The sequence below is a fragment of the Candidatus Kinetoplastibacterium oncopeltii TCC290E genome (assembly GCF_000340865.1).
Classification (GTDB): domain Bacteria; phylum Pseudomonadota; class Gammaproteobacteria; order Burkholderiales; family Burkholderiaceae_B; genus Kinetoplastidibacterium; species Kinetoplastidibacterium stringomonadis.
In genome coordinates this window covers 235,631-260,324 of the sequence record NC_020299.1, presented here as the reverse complement: position 1 = coordinate 260,324, position 24,694 = coordinate 235,631, and the positions used below count along the sequence as shown (strand labels likewise).

The 24,694-nt window shown below is 31.6% G+C and carries 23 protein-coding genes and 1 tRNA gene; 5 read left to right on the top strand and 19 right to left on the bottom strand.

All coding sequences use genetic code 11. The annotated features are described in order from the left end of the window. The first annotated feature begins 47 nt into the window (after positions 1-47). Genes CONE_RS01195 through dut form a run of 5 tightly spaced genes read left to right on the top strand, consistent with a single transcriptional unit; the run spans position 48 to position 6,121 of the window. Positions 48-995, top strand: coding sequence for a bifunctional riboflavin kinase/FAD synthetase (locus CONE_RS01195; RefSeq protein ID WP_041862192.1), 948 nt, complete (start codon positions 48-50; stop codon positions 993-995). Then, positions 985-3,840 (top strand): isoleucine--tRNA ligase, encoded by a 2,856-nt coding sequence (ileS, locus tag CONE_RS01190; protein ID WP_015396925.1) that lies wholly within the window; start codon positions 985-987, stop codon positions 3,838-3,840. Before CONE_RS01195 ends, ileS begins: the two co-directional genes overlap by 11 nt. Before the next feature lie 47 nt (positions 3,841-3,887). Further along, positions 3,888-4,421 (top strand): signal peptidase II, encoded by a 534-nt coding sequence (lspA, locus tag CONE_RS01185; protein ID WP_015396924.1) that lies wholly within the window; start codon positions 3,888-3,890, stop codon positions 4,419-4,421. 18 nt (positions 4,422-4,439) lie between these two features. Further along, positions 4,440-5,636, top strand: coding sequence for a bifunctional phosphopantothenoylcysteine decarboxylase/phosphopantothenate--cysteine ligase CoaBC (coaBC, locus tag CONE_RS01180; RefSeq protein ID WP_015396923.1), 1,197 nt, complete (start codon positions 4,440-4,442; stop codon positions 5,634-5,636). 8 nt (positions 5,637-5,644) lie between these two features. Further along, positions 5,645-6,121, top strand: a complete 477-nt coding sequence (gene dut, locus CONE_RS01175; RefSeq protein ID WP_015396922.1) for a dUTP diphosphatase — start codon at positions 5,645-5,647, stop codon at positions 6,119-6,121. Between the two features lie 12 nt (positions 6,122-6,133). On the opposite strand, the gene CONE_RS01170 is transcribed toward dut, so the two are convergent. From CONE_RS01170 to sucD, 19 genes are all read right to left on the bottom strand, one after another. Then, entirely contained in the window at positions 6,134-6,400 is a 267-nt protein-coding gene (locus tag CONE_RS01170; protein ID WP_015396921.1) for an HPr family phosphocarrier protein, read from the bottom strand. Between the two features lie 37 nt (positions 6,401-6,437). After that, positions 6,438-7,391 (bottom strand): glutathione synthase, encoded by a 954-nt coding sequence (gene gshB, locus CONE_RS01165; protein WP_015396920.1) that lies wholly within the window; start codon positions 7,389-7,391, stop codon positions 6,438-6,440. A gap of 109 nt (positions 7,392-7,500) precedes the next feature. Continuing rightward, complete coding sequence (gene infC / locus CONE_RS01160; RefSeq protein WP_015396919.1) at positions 7,501-8,037, bottom strand: translation initiation factor IF-3; 537 nt, start codon at positions 8,035-8,037, stop codon at positions 7,501-7,503. Between the two features lie 34 nt (positions 8,038-8,071). Beyond that, entirely contained in the window at positions 8,072-10,003 is a 1,932-nt protein-coding gene (gene thrS / locus CONE_RS01155; RefSeq protein WP_015396918.1) for a threonine--tRNA ligase, read from the bottom strand. A 235-nt stretch (positions 10,004-10,238) separates the two neighbouring features. Further along, positions 10,239-10,315, bottom strand: a tRNA-Val gene (locus tag CONE_RS01150). Between the two features lie 72 nt (positions 10,316-10,387). Continuing rightward, entirely contained in the window at positions 10,388-11,062 is a 675-nt protein-coding gene (locus CONE_RS01145) for a phosphoribosylanthranilate isomerase (RefSeq protein WP_015396917.1), read from the bottom strand. A gap of 10 nt (positions 11,063-11,072) precedes the next feature. Next, on the bottom strand, positions 11,073-11,867 hold the full coding sequence (truA, locus tag CONE_RS01140; protein WP_015396916.1) for a tRNA pseudouridine(38-40) synthase TruA: 795 nt from the start codon (positions 11,865-11,867) through the stop codon (positions 11,073-11,075). A gap of 104 nt (positions 11,868-11,971) precedes the next feature. Then, complete coding sequence (gene asd, locus CONE_RS01135; protein ID WP_015396915.1) at positions 11,972-13,093, bottom strand: aspartate-semialdehyde dehydrogenase; 1,122 nt, start codon at positions 13,091-13,093, stop codon at positions 11,972-11,974. Positions 13,094-13,175: 82 nt separating this feature from the next. Further along, the gene (leuB, locus tag CONE_RS01130) at positions 13,176-14,258 is read right to left on the bottom strand and encodes a 3-isopropylmalate dehydrogenase (RefSeq protein ID WP_015396914.1); all 1,083 of its coding nucleotides are present in this window, start codon (positions 14,256-14,258) and stop codon (positions 13,176-13,178) included. Between the two features lie 41 nt (positions 14,259-14,299). Beyond that, on the bottom strand, positions 14,300-14,938 hold the full coding sequence (gene leuD, locus CONE_RS01125) for a 3-isopropylmalate dehydratase small subunit (RefSeq protein WP_015396913.1): 639 nt from the start codon (positions 14,936-14,938) through the stop codon (positions 14,300-14,302). 13 nt (positions 14,939-14,951) lie between these two features. Continuing rightward, positions 14,952-16,358, bottom strand: coding sequence for a 3-isopropylmalate dehydratase large subunit (gene leuC / locus CONE_RS01120; protein ID WP_015396912.1), 1,407 nt, complete (start codon positions 16,356-16,358; stop codon positions 14,952-14,954). A gap of 66 nt (positions 16,359-16,424) precedes the next feature. Continuing rightward, entirely contained in the window at positions 16,425-17,483 is a 1,059-nt protein-coding gene (aroC, locus tag CONE_RS01115; protein WP_015396911.1) for a chorismate synthase, read from the bottom strand. A 178-nt stretch (positions 17,484-17,661) separates the two neighbouring features. After that, positions 17,662-18,660 carry a tRNA dihydrouridine(20/20a) synthase DusA gene (gene dusA, locus CONE_RS01110; protein ID WP_015396910.1) on the bottom strand — a complete coding sequence of 333 codons (999 nt, stop codon included), beginning with the start codon at positions 18,658-18,660 and terminating at the stop codon, positions 17,662-17,664. A gap of 133 nt (positions 18,661-18,793) precedes the next feature. Next, positions 18,794-19,333, bottom strand: a complete 540-nt coding sequence (gene ppa, locus CONE_RS01105) for an inorganic diphosphatase (protein WP_015396909.1) — start codon at positions 19,331-19,333, stop codon at positions 18,794-18,796. A gap of 49 nt (positions 19,334-19,382) precedes the next feature. Continuing rightward, positions 19,383-20,786: a heme biosynthesis protein HemY gene (locus CONE_RS01100; protein ID WP_015396908.1), complete on the bottom strand. Its 1,404-nt coding sequence runs from the start codon at positions 20,784-20,786 to the stop codon at positions 19,383-19,385. A 21-nt stretch (positions 20,787-20,807) separates the two neighbouring features. Further along, positions 20,808-21,782, bottom strand: a complete 975-nt coding sequence (locus tag CONE_RS01095; RefSeq protein ID WP_015396907.1) for a uroporphyrinogen-III C-methyltransferase — start codon at positions 21,780-21,782, stop codon at positions 20,808-20,810. 77 nt (positions 21,783-21,859) lie between these two features. Further along, complete coding sequence (locus CONE_RS01090) at positions 21,860-22,657, bottom strand: uroporphyrinogen-III synthase (RefSeq protein ID WP_015396906.1); 798 nt, start codon at positions 22,655-22,657, stop codon at positions 21,860-21,862. Positions 22,658-22,700: 43 nt separating this feature from the next. Next, positions 22,701-23,618 carry a hydroxymethylbilane synthase gene (gene hemC / locus CONE_RS01085; protein WP_015396905.1) on the bottom strand — a complete coding sequence of 306 codons (918 nt, stop codon included), beginning with the start codon at positions 23,616-23,618 and terminating at the stop codon, positions 22,701-22,703. A gap of 180 nt (positions 23,619-23,798) precedes the next feature. Continuing rightward, the gene (gene sucD / locus CONE_RS01080; RefSeq protein ID WP_015396904.1) at positions 23,799-24,680 is read right to left on the bottom strand and encodes a succinate--CoA ligase subunit alpha; all 882 of its coding nucleotides are present in this window, start codon (positions 24,678-24,680) and stop codon (positions 23,799-23,801) included. Between the last annotated feature and the right edge of the window lie 14 nt (positions 24,681-24,694).

Below are 24,694 nucleotides of genomic sequence, written 5' to 3'. Positions count from 1 at the left end.
AGTGTATAAACTATTTATTTGACTCTTATAAATCAAAGTTGTTAACTGTGAAAGAAAAATTATACATAAGTAGACATATTAAACCTAATGATAAATTCAAACCCTGTGCAATAACAATAGGGAATTTTGATGGAATTCATTTAGGACATAAAAAAATTCTTGCATGCCTTTGTAATGAAGCTAGAAACAGAGGTTTGTTGCCCTCAATATTAACATTCTATCCACATCCAAAAGAATATTTTTCAGGACAAAAACAAAAAAATATTTGTGGTATTAGAGATAAAATTTCGATATTGGCCCAGCAAGGAATTCGTCAAATTATAATCAATAAGTTTAATAAAGAGACAGCAAAAATATCTGCAGAGAGTTTTATTAAAGACTACCTGATAAATATACTAAAAGTACGTCTTGTAATAGTTGGAGAAGATTTCAGGTTTGGTTATAACCGCACTGGAGATATAAATACATTAAAAAAAATAGGATTGAATTCAGGTCTTGAAACTATAAGTATAGAAATGTTAAAAGACAAAGAATACTGTAATATATCAAGCTCTAGGATAAGGTCCATACTAACAAAAGGAAATATAGGTTCTGCCAACAAATTATTAGGAAGAAATTTCTCAATTAGCGGACATGTAATACATGGTAATAAAATAGGTAGAACTATAGGTTTCCCTACTATGAATTTAAAAATACAGCAAGATTGTGCAGTGAGTACTGGTGTTTATGCTGTTTTAGTACATGGCTTAAAAAATGAGTCACTACCAGGTGTAGCATTCTTAGGAACCAGAAAAACACTTGAAAATAATGGTCAAATGTTGCTTGAAACATACTTATTAGATGAGAAAGTAAATGCATATGGTGAAATTATATCAGTTGATCTTATAATGAAACTTAGAGATGAAGAAAAATTTACTAACATTAGTACTCTTGTCAAAGCTATAGAAAGAGACGTACAGAATGCACGATATTACTTTTTAAAATATGGACTATAAAAAAACACTTAATTTGCCTGAAACATCTTTTCCAATGCGTGGAAATTTAGCACAAAGAGAACCTATTTGGGTAAAACAATTAGAAGACGAACGGATATACAGGGCTATTGAGTCGATATGTGTAAACAGATTGAAATTTACCTTACACGATGGACCCCCTTATGCAAATGGTGATATACACCTAGGTCATGCTATTAATAAAATTTTAAAAGATATAATTATTAAAAACAAACTCTTGCTTGGATATGATGCAAAGTATGTACCTGGTTGGGATTGTCATGGTATGCCAATAGAAATTCAGATAGAAAAAAAATATGGCAAAAATCTAGATATCAAAGATCTACAGCAAAAGGCCAGAAAATATGCAGGTCAGCAAGTCGAAAGACAAAAGTCTGAGTTTAAGCGATTAGGTATTTTAGGATACTGGGATAACCCATATTTAACAATGAATTTTAAAAATGAAGCTAATGAGCTTAGGGTATTAGCTAAAATTTTAAAAAATGGATATCTTTACAGAGGATTGAAACCTGTTAATTGGTGCTTCGATTGTGGGTCAGCTCTGTCTGATGCAGAAGTCGAATACAGCGACCGCTTGGATACTTCCATATTTGTATCCTTCAAATTTACAGATAAAAATCAATTATCAAAAGTATTTAACTTAGACAAAATCCAAGAAGACGGTGGTATTTTAATATGGACAACAACTCCTTGGACTATACCAGTAAATCAATTTATAAATGTAAATCCTAATTTAGAATATTCTATAGTACGTGTGTATCCATCACTAAGCCATGGCTCTTTGATAATAATAGCAAAAGAAAGAATCAGTTACTTTGTGGAAAAAGTAAATATCGAAAAATATGAAATAATCGCTACTACTAAAGGAAAATCTTTATTAGGTTTAGAATTTTTACATCCATTATCAAATACACACGATTTTTATCATAGAATATCTAAGGTTTATATAGCTGATTATGTAACACTAGATAATGGTACAGGTGTAGTACACTCTGCACCGGCACATGGTATGGAGGATTTTGCTGTTTTCAAAGAAAATGGTTTTAAAGATATAGATATACTTAATATGGTCAATGGCGATGGTAAGTATGATAAAAAATTACCAATCTTTAACGGTAAAATAATTTGGGATACAAATAAAGAGATAATAGATTTTCTCAAAAAAAATGGATCATTGGTAAAATCTGAAGATTATTCACATAGTTACATGCACTGTTGGCGTCATAAAACGCCAATCATCTTAAGGGCAACACGTCAATGGTTTGCTGGAATGGATATCAAACATGATGACATAACAATAAGAGAATCAGCATTATCTAATATTGACAACATATCATTTTATCCTGCATGGGGAAAAGAACGTCTGAAATCTATGATAGCCAATAGACCAGACTGGACACTATCTAGACAAAGGAAATGGGGAGTCCCCATAGCTTTTCTTGTAAATAAAGAGACTGATGAAATTCATCCTAGAACTATAGAACTTCTGGAAAAAGTAGCTACAAGAATAGAGAAAGGAGGAATAGAGGAGTGGCAAAAAATAGATATAAATGAACTAATAGATGATAGTGAAGTAGATATTTATAAAAAGAACCAGGATACATTAGATGTATGGTTTGACTCTGGATCAACACATGCAACTGTAATAGGAGGTCTAAATAATGACATTGATGGATCTCATAAAAATATACTGAACTGGCCTGCAGATTTATATCTAGAAGGATCAGATCAACATAGAGGATGGTTTCATTCTTCTTTATTAGTTGGATGCATGCTATATGGAAAATCTCCTTACAAATCAGTTTTGACACATGGTTTCTTTGTGGATCAAAATGGTCGTAAAATGAGCAAATCTTTAGGTAATATAATATCACCTAAAGAAATCTATAATTCTCTAGGTGCTGAAATACTAAGGCTATGGGTTGCTACTACAGATTATTCTGCAGAAATGCACATTTCTGATGAAATACTAAATAGAGTTGTTGAAAGCTATCGCAGAATACGTAATACATTAAGATTTCTCTTAGCTAATCTTACTGATTTTGATAGAGAAAAGCATTTTATAGGATACGATAATCTATTAGAAATAGATAAGTATTTTCTATGTGTGACACATAAAACACAAAAAGATGTGATTGCTAATTATGAAAAATATGATTTTCATACAGCAATATCGAAATTACAAAATTTTTGTTCAGAAGAATTAGGGGCATTTTACTTAGATATATTAAAAGACAGACTATACACTACAAAACCAGATAGCTTAGCTAGAAAATCTGCTCAGAGCACTTTATCAGAAATTACACAAGCTCTTATAAAGATGTTAGCTCCGATATTGTCATTTACCGCAGAAGAAGCATGGAAAACATTACTAGAAACAAAAGCAATAGATAAAAATATAAAACTTAATCACAATATTACAATATTCACAAGTGTATACCATGATTTAAAACTTGATTTTACTGAAAATAATTTACTGATTAAAAAATGGGATCGCATCAGAGCAATTAGAGATTTGACGCAAAAAAAGATAGAAGAAGTTCGCAATACTGGAAAACTTGGATCATCTCTGCAAGCTGAGGTCTGTATATATGCAAATTCATCTGATAAAGAAATCTTAGATAGCTTGAAAGATGACTTTAAATTTATATTAATTGTATCAAAAGTATTAGTTTATAAACATGATAACAATGATATAAAAATTGATGTAAATATATCAAAAAATAAAAAATGTGAACGTTGCTGGCACTATACTGAAGATGTTGGTCATGATGATATATATAAAGATATATGCATTAGATGTGCCGAAAACTTACATAATAAATGACACATGAATAGTTATAGTTTTGTACTGATAGAAGAAGGATACTGGTTTTGATTCACAACAGATTTATAACTAACATTTTAAATCTTAATAATACATTATATTTTATTAGCATACTGTCATTAGTTTTCTTAGATAGAGTAACTAAGATTTATTATAAAAATCTATTGTATTCTGGCAGCAATTTAAAAGTTTTTTCGTTTTTAGATTTCACGCTTGTATACAACTATGGAGCTGCTTTTGGTATGCTATCAGATCAGCAATCCTGGCAAAGATATTTACTAATATTTATTGGGATTATTGCATCAATATTTATGTTAATATTTTTATATAAATTAGATGCTGATAAAAATACTTCAAATATTAGAATTAAATTTGCTACTATATTAATATTAAGTGGAACTCTTGGAAATATCTCTGATAGAATCTACCATGGATATGTAATAGATTTCATATCCATGCATTACAATGATTTTTACTTTCCAGTATTTAATATCGCTGATATTATGATAAGCGTAGGATTTTTGTTTTTTATTACAAATGAGTTTATGTTAAAAAGTTTAAACAATTATAAAAATCAATGAATTTAAAAAATTAATAAAATGCTAGATCTTTATAAAAAACATATAGTTTTAGGAATGACTGGTAGCATAGCTTGTTATAAAACAGCAGAATTAACTAGAAGATTAATAAGTAATGGGGCAACAGTAGATGTTGTGATGACAAAATCTGCACAAAAATTTATTACTCCACTTACAATGCAAGCCTTATCTGGTAGACCAGTTTTTACTGAAGAAAATGAGGATAAATTTTACAATGGTATGACTCATATAAGTCTTGGACGTTATGACTTAATATTAATAGTACCAGCAAGTGCAAATTTCATAGCAAAAATAGCTAATGGAATAGCAGATGATTTATTATCGTCAATCTGTTTAGCTAGAAAATGTCCATTATTTATAGCACCAGCGATGAATAAAGAAATGTGGAGTAATATATGCACACAAAGAAATATTAATCAATTAAAAAAAGATAGCATAACTATTATAGGACCATCTTCTGGACAGCAAGCATGTGGTGATATCGGTATTGGTAGGTTATCAGAGATTACTTATATAGTTAATCAAATAATAGCTTCATTACAGAATAAAATATTAAAAGGAAAAAGAATACTTATAACTGCCGGACCAACTATTGAACTAATTGATCCTGTTAGGTTTATTAGTAATAGATCTTCCGGTAAGACTGGTTACTCTATAGCAAGAGCAGCAAATGAATTTGGAGGAGTAGTAACAATGATCACTGGCCCAACATCATTGGATATTCCTGATAATATTGAATTCCATAAAGTAAAAACTGCTGAAGAAATGTATGAAGCTGTGATGAACAATATCCATAAGACTGACATATTTATATCTGTAGCAGCTGTATGTGATTGGAAAATAAAAAAATTTAGTAATCATAAAATTAAAAAAGATAGCAATTTAAAAACTATTCCTAACCTTTCATTAGTTTTTAATAAGGATATTCTAGCAGAAGTAGCTAAGATTGATAATGGCCCTTGGTGTGTAGGTTTTGCTGCAGAAACAGATGATTTAGATAAAAATGCTAGAATGAAACTTTTAAATAAAAAAGTACAATTGATAGTAGGTAATTTGGCTAATGAAACATTTGAGTCAGATACAACAACATTAGTGCTCTTTGACTCTAATGGATCGTATAAATTCCCTAAAATGAGTAAAATGCAAGCAGCAAGAAAGTTGATGCTTGAAATTTACAATAGAATAAAAATATTTTAATTAAGAATATGTCCAAAATTTCAATAGAAATAAAAATATTAGATGATCGCATAATAAAATTATGGGGAACTCCAACCTATCAAACAGATCTTGCTGCTGCCATAGATCTCTACGCATGTATAGATAATACAATAAAAATAAAACCAGGAAATCCTGCTCAACTATTATCATCTGGAATATCTATACATATGAATGATAAAAATATGATGGCAATGATACTACCAAGGTCTGGATTAGGACATAAGAAAGGTCTAGTGTTAGGGAATACAGCAGGAGTAATTGATGCAGATTATTCAGGCACTATATTAATGAGTGTTTGGAATAGAAACACCGTTGAATCAAACATAGATATAGAAATTGTCCCGGGAGAAAGAATAGCTCAAATGATATTCCTCCCTATAATAAGGCCAAGTTTTAAAATTGTCGAAAATTTCTCATCTCAAAATCCTAGAGGAGAAAGAGGCTTTGGATCAACAAATGCATAAAAAAATAACTGATTAGCTCAATTTAGCATTTGTTGAAAAAAAATCAACAATAGCCTCCATTGCTTCTTCTGAGTCTATTCCAATAGTCTCTATTTTAATATTTGAGCCATTGCAAGCAGCCAGCATCATAACACCCATTATGCTTTTTGCATTTACTCTGCGAGAGTTGCTAGAAATAAAAATATCACTTTGAAAACTACTAGCAATATTGGTCAATTTAATAGACTCAGTCGCATTTAAACCATATTCATTATTGACAGTAACATTTTTGGCTAACATAATACACACTATTTATAAATAAATTGAAGTATAAAGTCTAATTTGCTTTTTTCTCTAAAAAATCTACGAAGATATTTGCAATATCAAGACCGGTTTGATCTGAAATCTCTACAAAACAAGTAGGACTGGTTACGTTTATTTCAGTTAAGTATTCACCTATTACATCTAAGCCAATTATATAAAGACCACGCTTATATAACTTATTGTAAACTATATTAGCTATATTAATATCTTGTTCAGATAATTTTTGAGCTCTACCCTTTCCTCCAGCAGCCAGATTGCCTCTGTGTTCACCAGACAAAGGCAATCTGGCTAAACAGAATGGAATTATTTTATCACCGACAATTAGTATCCTCTTGTCTCCGTTAGATATATCAGATATATACTTTTGAGCCATAACAGTAGTTTTACTGTTATTTGTAGAAACCTCTAAGATAACATTTAAATTTGAATCGCCTTCTTTTATCCTAAAAATACCAACTCCACCCATTCCATCAAGTGGCTTAACTATAATATCTTTATGTAAATAACAAAAATCTTTCAAAAAATCTATATTACTAGTAACTACTGTGGGTGCTATTAATTCCGGAAATTCCATTATAGATAATTTTTCAGGATGATTACGTATTGCGCTAGGACTATTAAAAATCTTCACACCTTGTTTTTCTGAAATTTCTAATAAATGAGTTGTATAGAGATATTCTAAATCAAAAGGTGGATCTTTACGCATCAATACCACATCAAAATTATTCAACGGCATTTTAAAAAAGCTATCATTAACAGACCACCATTTCTTTTCACTTAAATTTCCAGCAATAGATATTGACTTACTATTTGACTTAACTATATTATCAGAATCAATAAAGATATCACTCTGCATTGCAATGCTGATATGATGATTTCTATCAATCAAAGCTCGCATCACAGCAACAGAAGTATCTTTATGTACCTTCAAAGAATTTATAGGATCGATGATAAATAAAACATGCATAAAAGCAACCTTAGTCTACATGGCTCGTATAAAATAATCAGAAACGAGCCACAGAGTCATAATAGATAATCAAAATATTTTATATTTTATTGAAAGGTAATAAATAATATCAATCTTTATTAGGCATAGTCTTTTTGTTAGGAGCAAGCATCATTACCATTTGCCTTCCTTCTAATTTTGGCATAGACTCTACTACAACAGAATCTGATAAATCTTTGCGAATTCTCTCTAATACGCGCATGCCTAATTCTTGATGAGCCATCTCGCGGCCTCTGAAACGCAATGTTACCTTAGCTTTATCCCCTTCCTCCAAAAAACGTCGCAAATTTTTAAGCTTGACATGATAATCACCATCATCAGTAGAAGGCCTAAATTTTACTTCTTTTACCTGAATTACTTTTTGTTTAGCTTTTGCCTCAGCTTGACGTTTCTGTTCTTTATATCTAAATTTACCGTAATCCATCAATCGGCAAACTGCAGGTATAGCATTAGGGGCGATTTCAACCAAATCCACCTGATGCTGTTCAGAAAGTCTTAAAGCCTCAGAAATCTTTACAATCCCTAATTGCTCCCCATTTATTCCTATAAGACGCACCTCGGGGATACGGATTTCACCATTGATGCGATTAGTTTTTTCGGTGACGATATCAAAAACTCCTAAAAAATATTTATCTTGTAATCTAAGAAGCTACTACGCGCTTCATGGATATATCTGAATGCAAACGAATTATAAAATCTTCCAAGCTCATAAGCCCAAGATTCAAAGAACCATGACATCGAACTGAAATGTTAACATTATTTTTCTCATTTTCACCAACAACAATAATATAAGGTATCTTTTTTATACTATGTTCACGAATTTTACGTCCGATTTTTTCATTACGCAAATCAATCTCAACTCTAAATTCTTTGCTCAATAAAATTGAATAAATTGATTTTGCATATTCGATAGATTGTTCTGATATGCAACATATAACTACCTGAACTGGAGCTAGCCATAATGGCATTGCTCCAGAATAGTGCTCAATTAAAATACCTATAAAGCGCTCCATAGATCCTAGTATAGCTCTATGAATCATGACTGGATTTTGGCGGCAGTCATCACTATCAACATATTCAGCATCTAATAGATTAGGCATTGAAAAATCAACTTGTATAGTTCCACATTGCCAACTCCTACCAATAGCATCTTTAAGAGTATATTCAATCTTTGGTCCATAAAAAGCTCCTTCCTCTTTATTAATAGAGAAATTACAACCAATATTATTTAAACTCTCCATTAAAGCAGATTCGGCTTTGTCCCAAATTAAGTTACTACCTATTCTTTTCTTAGGCCTAGTTGCAACACTGTATGTAATATCGTTGAAACCAAAATCCATGTATACTTTTTGCAACAATTTTGTAAACAAAGTACATTCTTCATGTATTTGGTTTTCTGTACAGAATATATGACCATCATCTTGCGTAAACCCACGTAATCTCATTAATCCATGTAAAGAACCGGAAGATTCATTTCTATGGCAATTGCCAAATTCTCCGTACCTAACAGGAAGCTCTTTATAAGAATGTAGTTTAGAGTTAAATATTTGTATATGACCTGGACAATTCATTGGTTTTAAAGCATAGGTTCTATTTTCAGAATTGACAGTAAACATATTTTCACGATAATTTTCCCAATGTCCTGTTTTCTTCCATAATGACACATCTATTATCTGAGGAGCTTTTACCTCTTTATATCCATTCTTATAATAAACATCCCTCATATAATATTCAACTTGTTGCCATATTAATAAACCATTAGTATGCCAAAACACCAAACCAGGAGCTTCTTCTTGAAAATGAAACAAATCAAGATCCTTTCCTATTTTACGGTGATCGTTGTTTTCTGCAAGTTTTAACATTTCTAAATATTTATTTAGATCATTCTTAGTTACCCATGCTGTTCCATATATCCTTTGTAACATCTCATTATTACTATCACCATGCCAGTAAGCACCAGATAATTTCAATAATTTAAAATATTTTAAGTATCCAGTTGATGGAACATGAGGACCTTTACATAAATCTACAAAAACACCTTCTCTATAAATAGATATTTTTTCATCAGTTGGTATTTTGGATATTAGCTCAATCTTATAAAATTCACCTCGGTCTTTAAAAAAATCTATAGCATAATTTCTATCCCACTCCTCTCTAATGATATCCTCATTTCTAAGAGAAATATCCATCATTCTCTTCTCAATCATATCAAGGTCATCTTCACTAAATGACTTTTTACAGGAAATGTCATAGTAAAAACCATTTTCTATCACTGGGCCTATTGCTATTTGTGCATCTTTGAATAATTCTTTAATAGCATAAGCAAGTAAATGTGCTGTTGAATGTCTTATTATAGTCAACCAATCACTATCACTTTTTTTTATCAATCTGACTTGAGCATTACTTTTTATAGAGAATTTAGTGTTTACTATACCTAATTGTTTACCATCCATATCTACTTGCGCAGCAATTATTTCTTCAGGATTACAATTAATATCTCTAATTAATTGTGAAACTGTAACCTGATCCTTATAACTAAGCTGAACACCATCTGGAAAGGTAATTATTATCATCAAATATCCGCTATCTAAAAATTAACAGTTAGAACAATACTAGCAAAAATAAATTTTGCCTGGTATAGCAGAAAAATAATATTAAAAACAAATTTCTCTGTAATGGCAAATAAAGTATGCATGCTAGAACGTAAAATAATTTAAGTTATTGACTCAGATAAGATAACAATTTGTGCTATATATGTTCCATATCTATGATGAGCAATCAAATTGCTAACATTAATCATCATATAAATGGTAGGCGGTATTGGAATCGAACCAACGACCTCTACGATGTCAACGTAGCGCTCTAACCGTCTGAGCTAACCGCCTTCATAAGGTTGTAATTCTATATCTTATTTGAAAAATCTGCAAATAAAAACATAATACATATTTACAGTAATATCATTTGACTGATGAGTTAGTAACACATTTATTCACCGCATTTATTATTTCTTGAATTTTAGTAGATGACTTTACACCAGGTTCTATTTCAACTCCACTACTTATGTCAACAGCCCAAGGGTGCAAATAGTTTATAGAGTCAACGATATTATTTATAGTCAAGCCACCAGATAATATTATAGGTCTTTTATGCATTAATTTGGAGCATATAGGCTTTAGTATATCATGATTAAAAGTCTTCCCACTTCCACCATAACTACAACTATAGCTATCAAATAACCATCCATCTGCATTAATATACTTTAAGCACTCATCTAACAGAATATTGCTAGAGTGTAGTTTAGGAGAACCAACACGGAAGGTTTTGAGATATTTTTGTTTAAAACTATCGCATAATTCTGGAGACTCATCACCGTGAAACTGCAGATAATCAGGATAAATAGCATCTTGAATCTCTTTAACCCTATCTGTTGATGCATCAACAAATAAAGCAACCAAATCCACAAATGGCGGTATTTCTTTTTTTAATGCAATTGCCCTATCTAGCGAAATGAAACGTTTACTTTTTTCATAAAAAACCATACCTAAAGCATCTATTCCTGAGTTTACAGCAGAAATAATATCTTCTTCTCTGGTGAATCCACAGATTTTTATTCTAACTCTATCATTAATCATAATAATTATTTTAAAAATGCAAAAAAAATTGATTATCAAATTTTTTTTTATTTATGCAAAAATTAGATGGGTATTCAACATCCATTAAATATAAGCCATTAGGAGAGAAGGTAGCCCCCCCTTTTGTTCTATCTTTAGCTAACAATAATTCTTTAATCCAAATAGGATCTTTATTACTCCGCCCAATACAAATTAATGAACCAACTATATTACGAATCATATGGTGAAGAAAAGCATTGGCAATTATAGTAAAAATTATGAATGGTCCATGTTTTTGGATATTAGCACTATAAATAGTCCTAATAGGAGTTTTTGATTGACATTGTGATGATCTAAAACTGCTAAAGTCATGTTTTCCTACCAATAAATTAACAGCACTTTTCATCAATTCAATATCTAAAATATAAAAATTCCATCCAACTAATTCATTATAAATGGCAGAACGTACTTTTGAACAATATATAATATAAGAATAAGTTCTAGATATTGCGCTAAAACGGGCATGAAAATTTTTATCTACCAATTGAGCCCATGTTACAGAAATAGACTTAGGTAAAAAAGAATTGACTCCTCTGATCCAAGATTCAATTTCTCTGTTTAGATTTGTATCAAAATGTATTACCTGATTAACAGCATGCACTCCTGCATCAGTACGCCCAGCACAAACTACTCTAGTTTTCTTGGATCCAGAGAAATTATACAAAGCATTTTCTATAATATCTTGTATTGAGCAAGAATTAGATTGAGTTTGCCATCCACAGAAACCAGAACCATTGTAAGAAATGCCCATAGCAATTCTATACATACTAAAAACACTCTTTAATTTTTAATTAAAAATATAAAATCTGAATACTGAAGCAATAAAAGTAACAGCGTAAAATGCTAATACTTTTATTGCAATATAAATATCTAGAATTCTCCTAAAACTATACGCAACATACGTCGTAGAGGTTCAGCAGCTCCCCATAACAACTGGTCTCCAACTGTAAAAGCACTTAGATATTTTGGACCCATAGACAACTTACGTAGACGACCTACTGGAATATCTAAAGTCCCAGTTACTGCAATTGGAGTTAATTTCGATATGGTTTCTTCTTTATTGTTAGGAATTACCTTCGCCCATTTTGTGCCTGCATTTATAATATCTTCTATTTCTTCTAATGAGATATCTTTTTTAAGTTTTAAGGTAAGTGCTTGACTGTGACATCGCATAGCACCTATACGAACACATAAGCCATCTATATTTATAGAATTAGATGTTCCGTGACCAAGAATTTTATTGGTTTCAGCTCCAGCTTTCCACTCTTCTCTAGATATACCATTACCAAGATCTTTGTCTATCCATGGTATTAAGCTTCCAGCTAATGGAACTCCAAAATTCTTTTGAGGCAAATTGCTACTATTCTGAAGACATAAAACTTTCCTATCAATCTCAAGAATTGCTGAAGCTGGATCATCCAATAAATCAGACACTGATTTGTTTATAAATCCAAACTGATTTAGCAGTTCACGCATGTGTTGAGCACCACCACCAGAAGCTGCTTGATAAGTCATTGAGGTAGCCCATTCGATAAGATTACTATTGAATAGCCCAGCTAAACCCATCAACATACAACTTACAGTACAATTTCCACCTATAAAATCTTTAATACCTTTTTGTAGAGCAGAATCTATAACTGAACGATTAACTGGATCAAGAATAATAATGGCATCATCATTCATTCTGAGGGTACTGGCAGCATCTATCCATATGCCTGTCCAACCATCTTTTCTGAGTTTACCATGTACTTGTGTTGTATAATCACCACCTTGGGCGGTAACAATAATTGGTAATTTTTTTAATTCTTTAATATCGTAAGAATCTTTTAATTTTCCTGCCCCATCAGCCCATTCTGGAGCATCAGCACCAGCATTACTACTAGAAAAAAAAACTGGTTCTATGAAAGAAAAATCCCCCTCATCTCTCATTCTTTTCATAAGAACAGAACCTACCATCCCACGCCATCCTACTAAACCGACTGCTTGAACCATTTTTATTCACTCTTGCAAAATAAGTTTTAAATAAAACTAGATTGTATTTAATTAAGAAAATACAAACAAATTTTTATGGAAGCTAAGCCATCCTTAATTCATTAATGACAGCATCTCCCATTTCAGATGTTCCAACTTTGTTAGTTCCATTTTCATAAATATCAACAGTACGAAATCCATTGGCTAGAACATTATGTACTGCCTTATCTATCAAATTAGCATAATCTGATAAATCAAGCGAATATCTTAATAACATTGAAGCTGATAATATAGTTGCCAAAGGATTTGCTATTCCCTTTCCTGCTATGTCAGGAGCAGAACCATGGCTTGGTTCATACAACCCTTGGTTATTAGAATTTAACGAAGCAGAAGGCAACATTCCTATAGACCCAGTCAACATTGCTGCCTCATCTGACAATATGTCGCCAAATAAGTTTCCTGTAACAATTACATCAAATTGACATGGATTCTTTACAAGCTGCATAGCTGCATTGTCAATATACATATGAGTTAGCTCTACATTAGGATATTCTTTAGCAGTATCAGTCATTATGTCTCTCCAGAATTGAGAAGTTTCTAGGACATTTGCCTTATCTACACTACATAATCTTTTGCTTCTTTTCATTGCTGACTCAAATGCCACCTTAGCTATCCTGCGTACTTCAGACTCTGCATATCGCATTGTATCAAAACCTTCACGCTCTCCAATAAAATTACCATCATTTGCATTTCTAACACCTCTAGGTGTTCCAAAATACACATCTCCAGTTAACTCACGAACTATCAATAAATCTAATCCTGAAACAACTTCTGGCTTTAATGTTGATGAGTTTGATAAATCATCATATAAAAAAGCAGGTCTCAAATTAGCGAATAAACCTAAGCTTCTACGCAACCCCAAAATTGATTGTTCTGGGCGTAATTCTCTAGGTAAATGATCATATTTCCAGTCACCAACAGCACCAAAAAGCACAGCTTGGGAATTTTTTGCCAAATCTAAAGTAGATTTAGGCAAAGGATGCTCAAATCTATCAAAAGCAGCACCTCCTACTAAGGCTTCTTTCATTTCAATGTTTAAACCCAATGAAGATAGAACACGGACTGCTTGTTCAACAATTTCAGGTCCTATTCCATCACCAGCTAAAACAGCAATACTCTTAGTCATCTTCCCTACCTAATAGCAATTATTAATTTAAAAATAAATACTCAAATATTTAACCAAGGATGTTCCTTTAAATGAACATCTTCAAACTCTCTAATATTTTCTTTATGTTGCAATGTAAGACTTATGTCATCAAGTCCATTAACTAGACAATATTTTCTGAATGGTTCTATATCAAAATTTATCTTTTTACCATCAGTTGTTATAACAACCTGATTAATTAAGTCTACTTTAATTCTATAACCAGGTTGATTCTTTACTAACTCAAACAAAGAATCTACATCATTTTCAGATAATACAATCGGCAATAAACCATTCTTGAAACTATTATTAAAAAATATATCGGCATAAGATGGGGCTATAATAACCCTAAAACCATATTGGGTAAGAGCCCAAGGTGCATGTTCTCTACTTGATCCGCAACCAAAATTTTTCCTAGTAAGCAATATAGTAGAATTTTTATACCTATCTTTATTAAGGACAAAATCTTTATTTAAAGGACGGATGCTATTATCCATTCCTGGTTCGCCATGATCCAAATATCTTAATTCATCAAACAAATTTGGACCAAAACCTGTACGCTTAATCGATTTTAAAAATTGCTTAGGGATAATAAGATCGGTATCGACATTCTCTCTATCTAACGGAGCTACTAGACCTTCATATACATTGAATTCTTGCATAGTGTAATAATACTTAATTATCAAATTCTCTATAATCTACAAAATGACCAGCAATTGCTGCAGCTGCCGCCATAGTAGGGCTTAATAAGTGTGTTCTACTGCCTTGACCTTGACGTCCCTCAAAATTACGATTGGAGGTTGATGCACAACGTTCTCCAGGATTTAATTTATCAGAGTTCATAGCTAAACACATAGAACAACCAGGATCTCTCCATTCGAAACCAGCATCAATAAAGATCTTATCAAGACCTTCTTTTTCAGCTTGTTTTTTTACCAACCCAGAACCAGGAACTACCATGGCTAATTTAATATTAGAAGATATTCTCCTTCCATTAACCACAGAAGCTGCAGCACGTAAATCTTCGATTCTAGAATTAGTACAAGATCCTATAAAAACTTTATCTATTTGTATATCAACTATAGGCGTATCTGGCAAAAGCCCCATATATGATAAAGCCCTCTCTATACTATTTCTTTTGACAGGATCTTTCTCATTATTGGGATTAGGAACTTTTGCACTAACAGGCAGAACCATCTCTGGAGATGTTCCCCAAGTTACTTGTGGCTGTATTTTGTTAGCATCTATAGTGATAATACTATCAAAAATAGCTCCTTCATCGCTATGTAGACTTTCCCAATATTTTACAGCCTTATCCCACATTTCACCTTTAGGAGAAAATGGTAAGCCATTAAAATAACTGATTGTTTTGGAATCAACAGCTACCAGACCTGATCTTGCACCAGCTTCAATAGCCATGTTGCAAATAGTCATTCTACCTTCCACAGACAAATCAGAAATAGCCTTGCCAGCAAATTCTATTGCATAACCTGTGCCACCTGCTGTGCCTATTACACCAATAATATAAAGAATAATATCTTTTGCTGAGCAGCCATCTGGCACAACACCTTCTACATTTATTAGCATATTTTTATTTTTCTTCATCAATAATGTTTGAGTTGCTAAAACATGCTCAACATCAGAAGTTCCTATGCCAAATGCTAATGCTCCTATTGCACCATGGGTGCTAGTATGAGAATCACCGCAAACAATTGTCATGCCTGGTAGAGTAGCACCTTGTTCTGGACCGACAACATGAACTATTCCTTGTCGCAAATCATTCATTTTGAATTCAACTATGCCATATTTTTCACAGTTGTTATCTAAAGTATCTACTTGTAGCTTAGATATAGGATCATCTATCCCATTGCCACGATTACTCGTTGGAACATTATGATCTGCTACAGCTAAATTAGCATTTATACGCCATGGCTTCCTATTAGATATAGATAATCCTTCAAAAGCCTGAGGACTAGTTACCTCATGAAGTAAATGTCTATCAATATAAATTAAACTTGTGCCATCTGACTCTTTTCGAACAACATGCGCATTCCAAAGTTTGTCATACAGAGTTTTTGCCATAAAAACCTCTTAAAAAATAATAATTATAAGAAATTTATAGATAATACATTAAATATAAAACTGTATCTATAAACCACATTGACCCCTATATCTCAAAACATGATCCATCAGGACTATAGCTAGCATAGCTTCTCCTATAGGAACTGCTCTTATACCTACACAAGGATCATGCCTACCAAATGTTTGTACTAAGCATTGGTTATTTTCTCTATCTACAGATTTTTTTGCTATTCTAATACTAGAAGTAGGCTTAATAGCTAAAGAAACAGTAATATCTTGACCAGTTGAAATACCACCTAATATACCACCAGCATTATTTGTTAAAAACCCAGAAGGAGTAATTTCATCACCATGCGTGGATCCAAGCTGAGATATAGAATCAAAACCAGATCCTATTGAAACACCTTTTACAGCATTTAATCCCATCATTACATGAGCTATGTCGGAATCTAATCTATCATAAATAGGTTCACCTAAACCACATGGTAAATTTTCTGCCAGTATCTCTATGCGAGCCCCAACAGAATTTCCATCTTTTCGTAAATCATCCATGTAGTTTTCAAGCTCTTGAACTATTTTTTGGTTTGGTGAGAAAAATGGATTATCTATTTCACTCCAAGATACAAAAGGTATTTTTATAAATCCTAACTGGCTCATGTATCCACGAATAATAATATTTTTATGCTTTAAAAGCCATTTTTTAGCAATTGCACCAGCGGCAACTGTAGGAGCAGTTAATCTTGCTGAAGACCTACCTCCTCCCCTAGGATCCCTAATTCCATACTTATGCCAATATGCATAATCAGCATGGCCAGGTCTAAAAGTATCTTCTATATTATCGTAATCTTTACTACGAGCATCTGTATTTCTTATAAGCAACCCAATAGGAGCACCAGTTGTTTGTCCCTTATATAATCCTGATAGAATTTCAACTTTATCCTCTTCTTGTCTCTGAGTAACATGGCGAGATGTTCCTGGACGACGTCTATCTAGCTCATTTTGAATATCAGAAACACTAAGTTCCATACCAGGTGGGCATCCGTCAACTACACAACCAATGGCAGGACCGTGCGATTCACCGAAATTAGTTACAGAAAATAACTTACCTAAAGAATTACCAGACATATCTTATCGCATAAAATGTGTTGAGTTGTTCACTTAATTACTACTAGAATACAACCATAATATACTTTTCTTAAATATAGAATCAAAAAATCTATTGATAATCTTCATCTATGAACAAGATAATTAGAATATTATGAATAAGAGAATTAAGCACTTGAATCAAAAAATTGTTTAAATATTATAAAATAGAGGACCTTTTACATATAGCATCCCATGCCGCATATATTAACTCCGGTTTATTGTTTGATAAAGATGCTGTATGAGATAGAGTTCTGCGCCATAATCCAGCACCATTGGTGCCTTTAAATAAATTAAGCATTGGTTGAACTATAGCACGAAGTTGTACCCCCTTGTTTATTTCAATATGAGCGTATTCAATTAAAATATTTATTAAATTATTGTAATCAAATACACCTTCTTCCTTGTAGAAAGCAGATTCTATATCTAATAAAAAAAGTGGATTAGACATGATACAACGTCCAATCATAAATCCATCAACAAAATTTTCTATATTTCTTATGGAATCTATACTAGATATACCTCCATTCAAAACAATCACGGCATCTGGAAAGTCTTTTTTTAGCTTGTATACATAATCGTATTTTAGTGCAGGAATCTCTCTGTTCTTTTTTGGAGAAAGGCCTCTCAAAACAGCATTTCTTGCATGAACTATGAACACATTACAACCAATATCATGAATTTTACCAACAAAATCTCTAATGAATTGATAAGAATCAACGTAATCTATCCCAATACGATGTTTTATTGATACAGGGATGCTAACAGCATCCATTATAGCCTTTAAACAATCTATCACTAGATTAACATCTTTCATTAGGTAAGCGCCAAATGAACCATTTAAAACTCTACTTGATGGACATCCACAATTTATATTAATTTCATCATAACCACACTTTTCTCCTATACGAGCAGATTTTGCTAAATCTACAGGATCATTACCACCTAATTGAAGAGCAATAGGATGCTGTGAATTATCAAAAAGTAAATATTTAGAAAAAATATTTTTGTTTCTAATTAAAGCAGCGGTGGTAACCATCTCCGTATATAGGCGAACATGAGAATTTAGACATCTATAAAGGAAACGACAATGTCGATTAGTTACTCCAAGCATTGGAGCAACACAAAATTTCCAAGAGTCCTTGTTAATAGTTTCCACTTTTATGACTAATAATCTCTATTTTAGGGAAAATCCTAATTTTATTAACATCAATAATCTTTTGATTCCCTAAAGGTAATTTGAGGATAAAATTACATAAAAATATTAATATCTAACTGAATCAGCTATATATCTATATATTATATTGAATTTTATATGCCTTGATACTACTCAAAATCTCTTCATGTGCGTTTCTACTGTCTTTCCACCCTTTTATTTTAACCCATTTTCCTCTTTCAAGATCTTTATAATGCTCAAAAAAATGCTGTATGCGTTTTATTTCATTTTCTGGGAAATCTGTATATGAGTTTATATTACTATATGTTGCATATATCCTGCTTATAGGAAGTGCCAGTATTTTAGAATCAATACCAGACTCGTCTTCCATTTCTAACATTCCAATAGCTCTACATTTAATAACAGATCCTGCTTGTACGGGAAATGGTGTAACTACAAGAACATCAGATGGATCGCCATCTTTAGAAAGAGTTTTAGGTATATATCCATAATTGCAAGGATAATTCATGGAAGTCAGGATAAAACGATCTACAAAAATAGCACCAGTTTCTTTATCAACTTCATATTTAACTGGCATTGAATTCATAGATATCTCTACAACCACATTGAATTCTTCCGGAATATTATCACCAGATGTTACATTACTTAAACTCATAAAAATATAAACCTTTAAATAAAAAATTCACTGTTACTTTAGTATATGATTAACTCTTGTTTGTTTTGCCATCATCTATATCATTAAAAAATAATCCAGGTAAAGGCGCACTATCAAAATACTGATCATCTATCTCTTGCTTATCTTTACTTGTTTCTTTATCTGAATATTGAAACATTTCATTGTTATTTAAGTCATTAGCTAATACTTCAATTGAAGATTTATAACTATTATTGATTATTTTTGGAATAAATAAATCATCATTACAGTTTAAGGATTTAAGCAATTGAGATATTGCCTCCTCTACTTTATTAAGACATTTATACAAAATACTTAATAATACATGAATTTGAGAATCATCTCTTATCCCTAAACTTTTGTTGAAGTAATAATCAGCTTGTCCCCATAACTGTGCATGTAAGCATAAAATACCTAGTGTATTTAACAAATCTGGATCATCCCCATAAACATCTATCCAAGACTCAACTTTAGATAAACGTCTAGATATTTGCTCTGGTTTACATTTTGTGTATTCATAAAGAAGCTTATTATTAAGGTTCTTTGAAAGAACTGATTCTAACAATTTTTCTGATTCTGCATAATCACCATCACTAAAAAAAGCCCTAGAAGAAACTAAAGCTATTTCAGGCAATAAACGTTCATTTTGACTAAAATTTTTCCATTGTTGTTTCCATGGCAAACCTTTGTTTTTCATATCTTTCAGAAGTTCTGAGCCAGACTTGTTTATTACATCATACAAGAAGTTTTTATCTATATCGTAGTCATATAACAGTAACCTAGCAAGATCAATTGCCTTAATATTATTTCCCAACATGATTTCTACTTTCAATGATAATTGCAAAATAACAGAATACTGGATGTCTATTATATCGTTAAGTTTTAATAAACATTCAGCAGCCTCTTCTGGCAAATTCATATCTATAAGAATAGAAGATTTCAACGTTAATAAATCTTCAATTAGTTCTGAACTATTACTTGAAAGAACTTCTGCATGTCTTATCATTTTCATAGACTCATCATTTTTGCCTAGCAAAAAATATGCTTTAGCAGCTGACAATGAAACGATAATTTTTGATCGGATATCAATATCAGAATTTACCAATTTTGAAAATATTTCTGAAGCTTCAACGATCCTATTTTCTAAAAAAAATAGCCATCCCTGTTCAATACTTCTTTTATTAAATTCCAATAATTTCCTTTTTCTATATGAATTGATCCTAGGAAATATAGTAAAAACATAATAAAATAATTTAAATGTATAATAAAGCAATAGATTGAGTAATATTATTATAAAAAAAGCCGATAGTACTGATAGGCGTAGATGCCAGGAATTAAATTCCACAACAATATAATTGTACTTATTGTCAGGAAAAGATAAACTTAACAAAAAAATACAACAGACTATAAGAAGTTTATAAAACCAAGAACGCATATATCAAGTACCCATAATTGATTAGTCATAACATAATTTTTTTATGCTATTTAAACTTCTAGATATATCAGGAAGTTTATTTTCGATGTTTAAAGAATTAATAGCTCTAGCTATCTCTAAGGCTTCCAGTACATTAGTAGCATTAATATCAAAAAACGTATTTATTGTCTCTATTATACAATTCATACTAGATCTTAATAAAAAAGGCTGATTAATAACCAAAGAAAACTGTGCTATGGAAATTTGCTGTATTAGTAACAAATCTATATTTCTATAATTAGAATTTGGCACATCATCAACTTTTCTTAACTCTATGACATTAGATAATCTGTTAATCAAAGATTTCATAATCTTGCTCATATTGTCAAAAATTCTATTAGTAAAAAATGACCAGTAACTAACTAAAGATTTATCACTGCAATTTTCAGTACCGACTATAATATTCACACATTCATTGCTTGGTAAAAATTTTTTATTAGCAAGACCTGCTTTTATAAGATCCGATAATTTACTCAATCTTTCCATATTATCCGCAGTATCGATAATACGAATACTACGTAGTGCTGATAAATCTATTTTAATATCTTCTAATAACTTTTTGAACAACAAGTTATTAGAAGATACTTCATTTACAAATAGTATAATAGACTCCAGCGTAGATGCTGTGCCTTCAATATTTTTACCAATAGACAACTGACAGTTTGCAATAAATAACAATCTATCTATTTCCTTTATTAATAATTCATCTTTCGAAGAATTAGTCAAGTGAAATAAGTAATCTTGTTTATGTTTTATATCAATAAGTACTTTATTAACCTTAGATAATAAATCATTATCACGATTTATTATCTTTTCTTCCAATGAATTGATTTTATTGATGTTATCTAATTTTTCGAATTCAATATAATTTATTACTTGTTTTTTAAGAAAAAAGAAAAGAAGAATAAAAACAAAAAATAATAAAAAAACCAATGATATTTTTTTAAAATAACGCATAGATGCTTACATTTCCAGTATTTTTAAAAAAATTATAATATAATTGCTTATATAAAAGAATATAAAACTTTATCAACCTAAATATCAACACATGCCTTAATAATAGATTCGTTATAAGGCAAACAATCTTTTATGACAAGCTTATCTGAAACTCCACATTCTATTAAATAATTTAATAAAAAATCATAAATTCTTTCATGGGTAACTATGAATTTACAACTATTAAACCAGTTACTAAGATTTAAAAAAACTATATTATCAATAGTAGCTTTTATACTTTCTATACTAGTGAATAGCCATATGACTATAGGAGTTTCCTGAGAAATTTTTTTTAATTGGTCTGAATCATGTTGAGACCATTGTATATTATCTCTACAATATACAGAACATAGATCCACTTCACAATACTCAGAAACTTTATTAACAAGCCAATCTCTACCTTTGTTTCCTCTAACAAAAAGAAATCTTTTACCGTATAAATTCTGCTTTTTTAGAACTTCCCATAGAGATTCGGAATCTAGTTTCGCCTTAGAATCATCAGGATTCAATATTGTTAATAAATCTATATTAACAAAACCAGAAGAACGAAAACTATCAGCAGTTGCGTTACCTACTGTAACTACTGAAGTTTTGAGAGGCCACTTCTTTATAAGGCCATAAGTTTTATTTATTTGAACTAGATAAGATCTAACAGCATTACTACTTGAAAAAAAAATAAAATCATAGATCTCTGGCGAAGGAACATTATGCAAATCCAAAGGTTCAATTCTTAAAGAAGGAAGAGATAAAGACTTAAAACCAATACTGCTGAGACTATCAGATAGTATTTTATTATTGTTTGGTCTTGTTAAAATAAAAACTTTTTTGGAAAGCATATATTCCAATATCGCAGAGATTTATAAAAATAAAAAACCTGTATTAAACATTATGTAAGATCTCATAAGCACCTTTGCTCAATAAATCATTAGCTACACTTTCACCCAGAATCTGCCAATTATCAACATCAACAGATCCATTTGAATGGATAACTTTTTTACCATCTATAGAAGAAACCATCGCCCTTAGGAAAATATTTCTATCTTCTATATAAGCATTAGCAGCCAAAGGTACCTGGCATGACCCTCCTAATACCTTCATGACAATTCTCTCTGTCTTAACACATATTGTAGTATCATTACACGATAGAGATGCTACTAAATCTCTAATGTCAATTCTATCATTTCTGATTTGTATTCCTATAGCACCCTGGCCAGCTGCTGGTAAACTAATACTAGTATCTATATAAGATGATATGCGGTGACCTAAATTAATTCTTTCTAATCCTGCAGCTGCAAGTATTATTCCTGAATAATCTCCGTCATCTAACTTCTTTAGTCTAGAATCTACATTACCTCTCAAACATTTAACAGAAATTTTAGGATAAACAGACTTTAATTGAGCTTCTCTACGTAAACTAGAGGTTCCTACAATCGATCCAAGAGGTAACTCTTCTAAAGATGAATACTTGTTAGATGCAAAAACATCTCTAGGGTCGTGTCTTTTGAGAATAGAACAAATATCTAAGGAATCTGTCATCTCTGCAGGAACATCTTTCATGGAATGGACTGCCAGATCAGCATCACCATTCAACAAAGCTAATTCAATTTCTTTTACGAATAAGCCCTTTCCTCCAACTTTAGCTAAAGCCCTATCAAGTATCTTATCACCCTGAGTTACTATAACTAAAAAATCAATCATTACCTCTGGATATAATGATTTTATAAGATCACGAACATACTCCGCCTGTGCGGAAGCAAGTTTGCTAGCACGAGTAGCTATAGTTATTTTTTTATTCATTACACTTGTTTTATAAAAATATTATTAAAAATATAGTTAAAAGAATATATCATAAAGAATAAAACTTCTAACTATGTCTATCAAAATGTGTCCAACATATTAAACAACATAATGACAAGACATATTTAAAAATCAGCTATTTGATATATAAAATAGCTGAGGATAAACCTCAGCTATTTACTAAAGAACAGACTTAAGTAATTTACCCATTTCTGATGGATCTCTTGTGGTTCTTATTCCACATTCTTCCATAACTTCAAGTTTAGCAGAAGCTGTATCAGCACCGCCAGATATTAAAGCACCGGCGTGACCCATCCTCTTACCAGGAGGAGCGGTAACTCCAGCAATGAATCCAACAACTGGCTTTTTCATATTGTCTTTAGCCCAAATGGCAGCATTAACTTCATCAGGACCACCAATCTCTCCAATCATAATTACAGCATCTGTGTCTGGATCATCATTAAAAAGTTTTAGTATGTCTAAATGTTTTAATCCATTTATAGGATCTCCACCTATACCAACAGCGCTAGATTGACCGAGACCTAGCTCTGTAACCTGTGCCACAGCCTCATATGTTAGAGTTCCAGAACGACTAACTACGCCTATGCGACCTTTCCTATGTATGTGTCCAGGCATAATTCCTATTTTAATCTCATCAGGAGTAATGAGACCAGGACAATTAGGACCAAGCAATAAAGTTTTATTATTAATAGTGGACATTCTATTTTTAACTTCAAGCATGTCCTTCACTGGTATTCCCTCAGTTATACAGATAACTAATTCCAAATCTGCTTCAATCGCTTCCAATATAGCAGCTGCAGCGCCTGCTGGAGGAACATATATAACAGACACTGTTGCTCCAGTCTGCAACTTGGCTTCTTTAACAGAAGAAAAAATTGGAATGCCTTCAAAATCTTCACCTGCTTTTTTAGGATTAACTCCAGCGACAAAAGCATTTTTACCGTTTGCATAATCACGACACATGCGAGTATGAAACTGTCCTGTCTTGCCGGTAATACCCTGAGTAATGACTTTGGTATTTTTATTTATTAAAATCGACATTTGTAAAAATCCTT

Coding starts and splice junctions, on each gene's coding strand:
- ileS (WP_015396925.1), top strand. CDS start 985: ATGGACTATAAAAAAACACTTAATTTGCCTGAAACATCTTTTCCAATG.
- coaBC (WP_015396923.1), top strand. CDS start 4,440: ATGCTAGATCTTTATAAAAAACATATAGTTTTAGGAATGACTGGTAGC.
- dut (WP_015396922.1), top strand. CDS start 5,645: ATGTCCAAAATTTCAATAGAAATAAAAATATTAGATGATCGCATAATA.
- CONE_RS01170 (WP_015396921.1), bottom strand. CDS start 6,400: ATGTTAGCCAAAAATGTTACTGTCAATAATGAATATGGTTTAAATGCG.
- gshB (WP_015396920.1), bottom strand. CDS start 7,391: ATGCATGTTTTATTTATCATCGATCCTATAAATTCTTTGAAGGTACAT.
- thrS (WP_015396918.1), bottom strand. CDS start 10,003: ATGATAATAATTACCTTTCCAGATGGTGTTCAGCTTAGTTATAAGGAT.
- CONE_RS01145 (WP_015396917.1), bottom strand. CDS start 11,062: ATGATTAATGATAGAGTTAGAATAAAAATCTGTGGATTCACCAGAGAA.
- truA (WP_015396916.1), bottom strand. CDS start 11,867: ATGTATAGAATTGCTATGGGCATTTCTTACAATGGTTCTGGTTTCTGT.
- asd (WP_015396915.1), bottom strand. CDS start 13,093: ATGGTTCAAGCAGTCGGTTTAGTAGGATGGCGTGGGATGGTAGGTTCT.
- leuB (WP_015396914.1), bottom strand. CDS start 14,258: ATGACTAAGAGTATTGCTGTTTTAGCTGGTGATGGAATAGGACCTGAA.
- leuD (WP_015396913.1), bottom strand. CDS start 14,938: ATGCAAGAATTCAATGTATATGAAGGTCTAGTAGCTCCGTTAGATAGA.
- leuC (WP_015396912.1), bottom strand. CDS start 16,358: ATGGCAAAAACTCTGTATGACAAACTTTGGAATGCGCATGTTGTTCGA.
- aroC (WP_015396911.1), bottom strand. CDS start 17,483: ATGTCTGGTAATTCTTTAGGTAAGTTATTTTCTGTAACTAATTTCGGT.
- ppa (WP_015396909.1), bottom strand. CDS start 19,333: ATGAGTTTAAGTAATGTAACATCTGGTGATAATATTCCGGAAGAATTC.
- CONE_RS01100 (WP_015396908.1), bottom strand. CDS start 20,786: ATGCGTTCTTGGTTTTATAAACTTCTTATAGTCTGTTGTATTTTTTTG.
- CONE_RS01095 (WP_015396907.1), bottom strand. CDS start 21,782: ATGCGTTATTTTAAAAAAATATCATTGGTTTTTTTATTATTTTTTGTT.
- CONE_RS01090 (WP_015396906.1), bottom strand. CDS start 22,657: ATGCTTTCCAAAAAAGTTTTTATTTTAACAAGACCAAACAATAATAAA.
- hemC (WP_015396905.1), bottom strand. CDS start 23,618: ATGAATAAAAAAATAACTATAGCTACTCGTGCTAGCAAACTTGCTTCC.
- sucD (WP_015396904.1), bottom strand. CDS start 24,680: ATGTCGATTTTAATAAATAAAAATACCAAAGTCATTACTCAGGGTATT.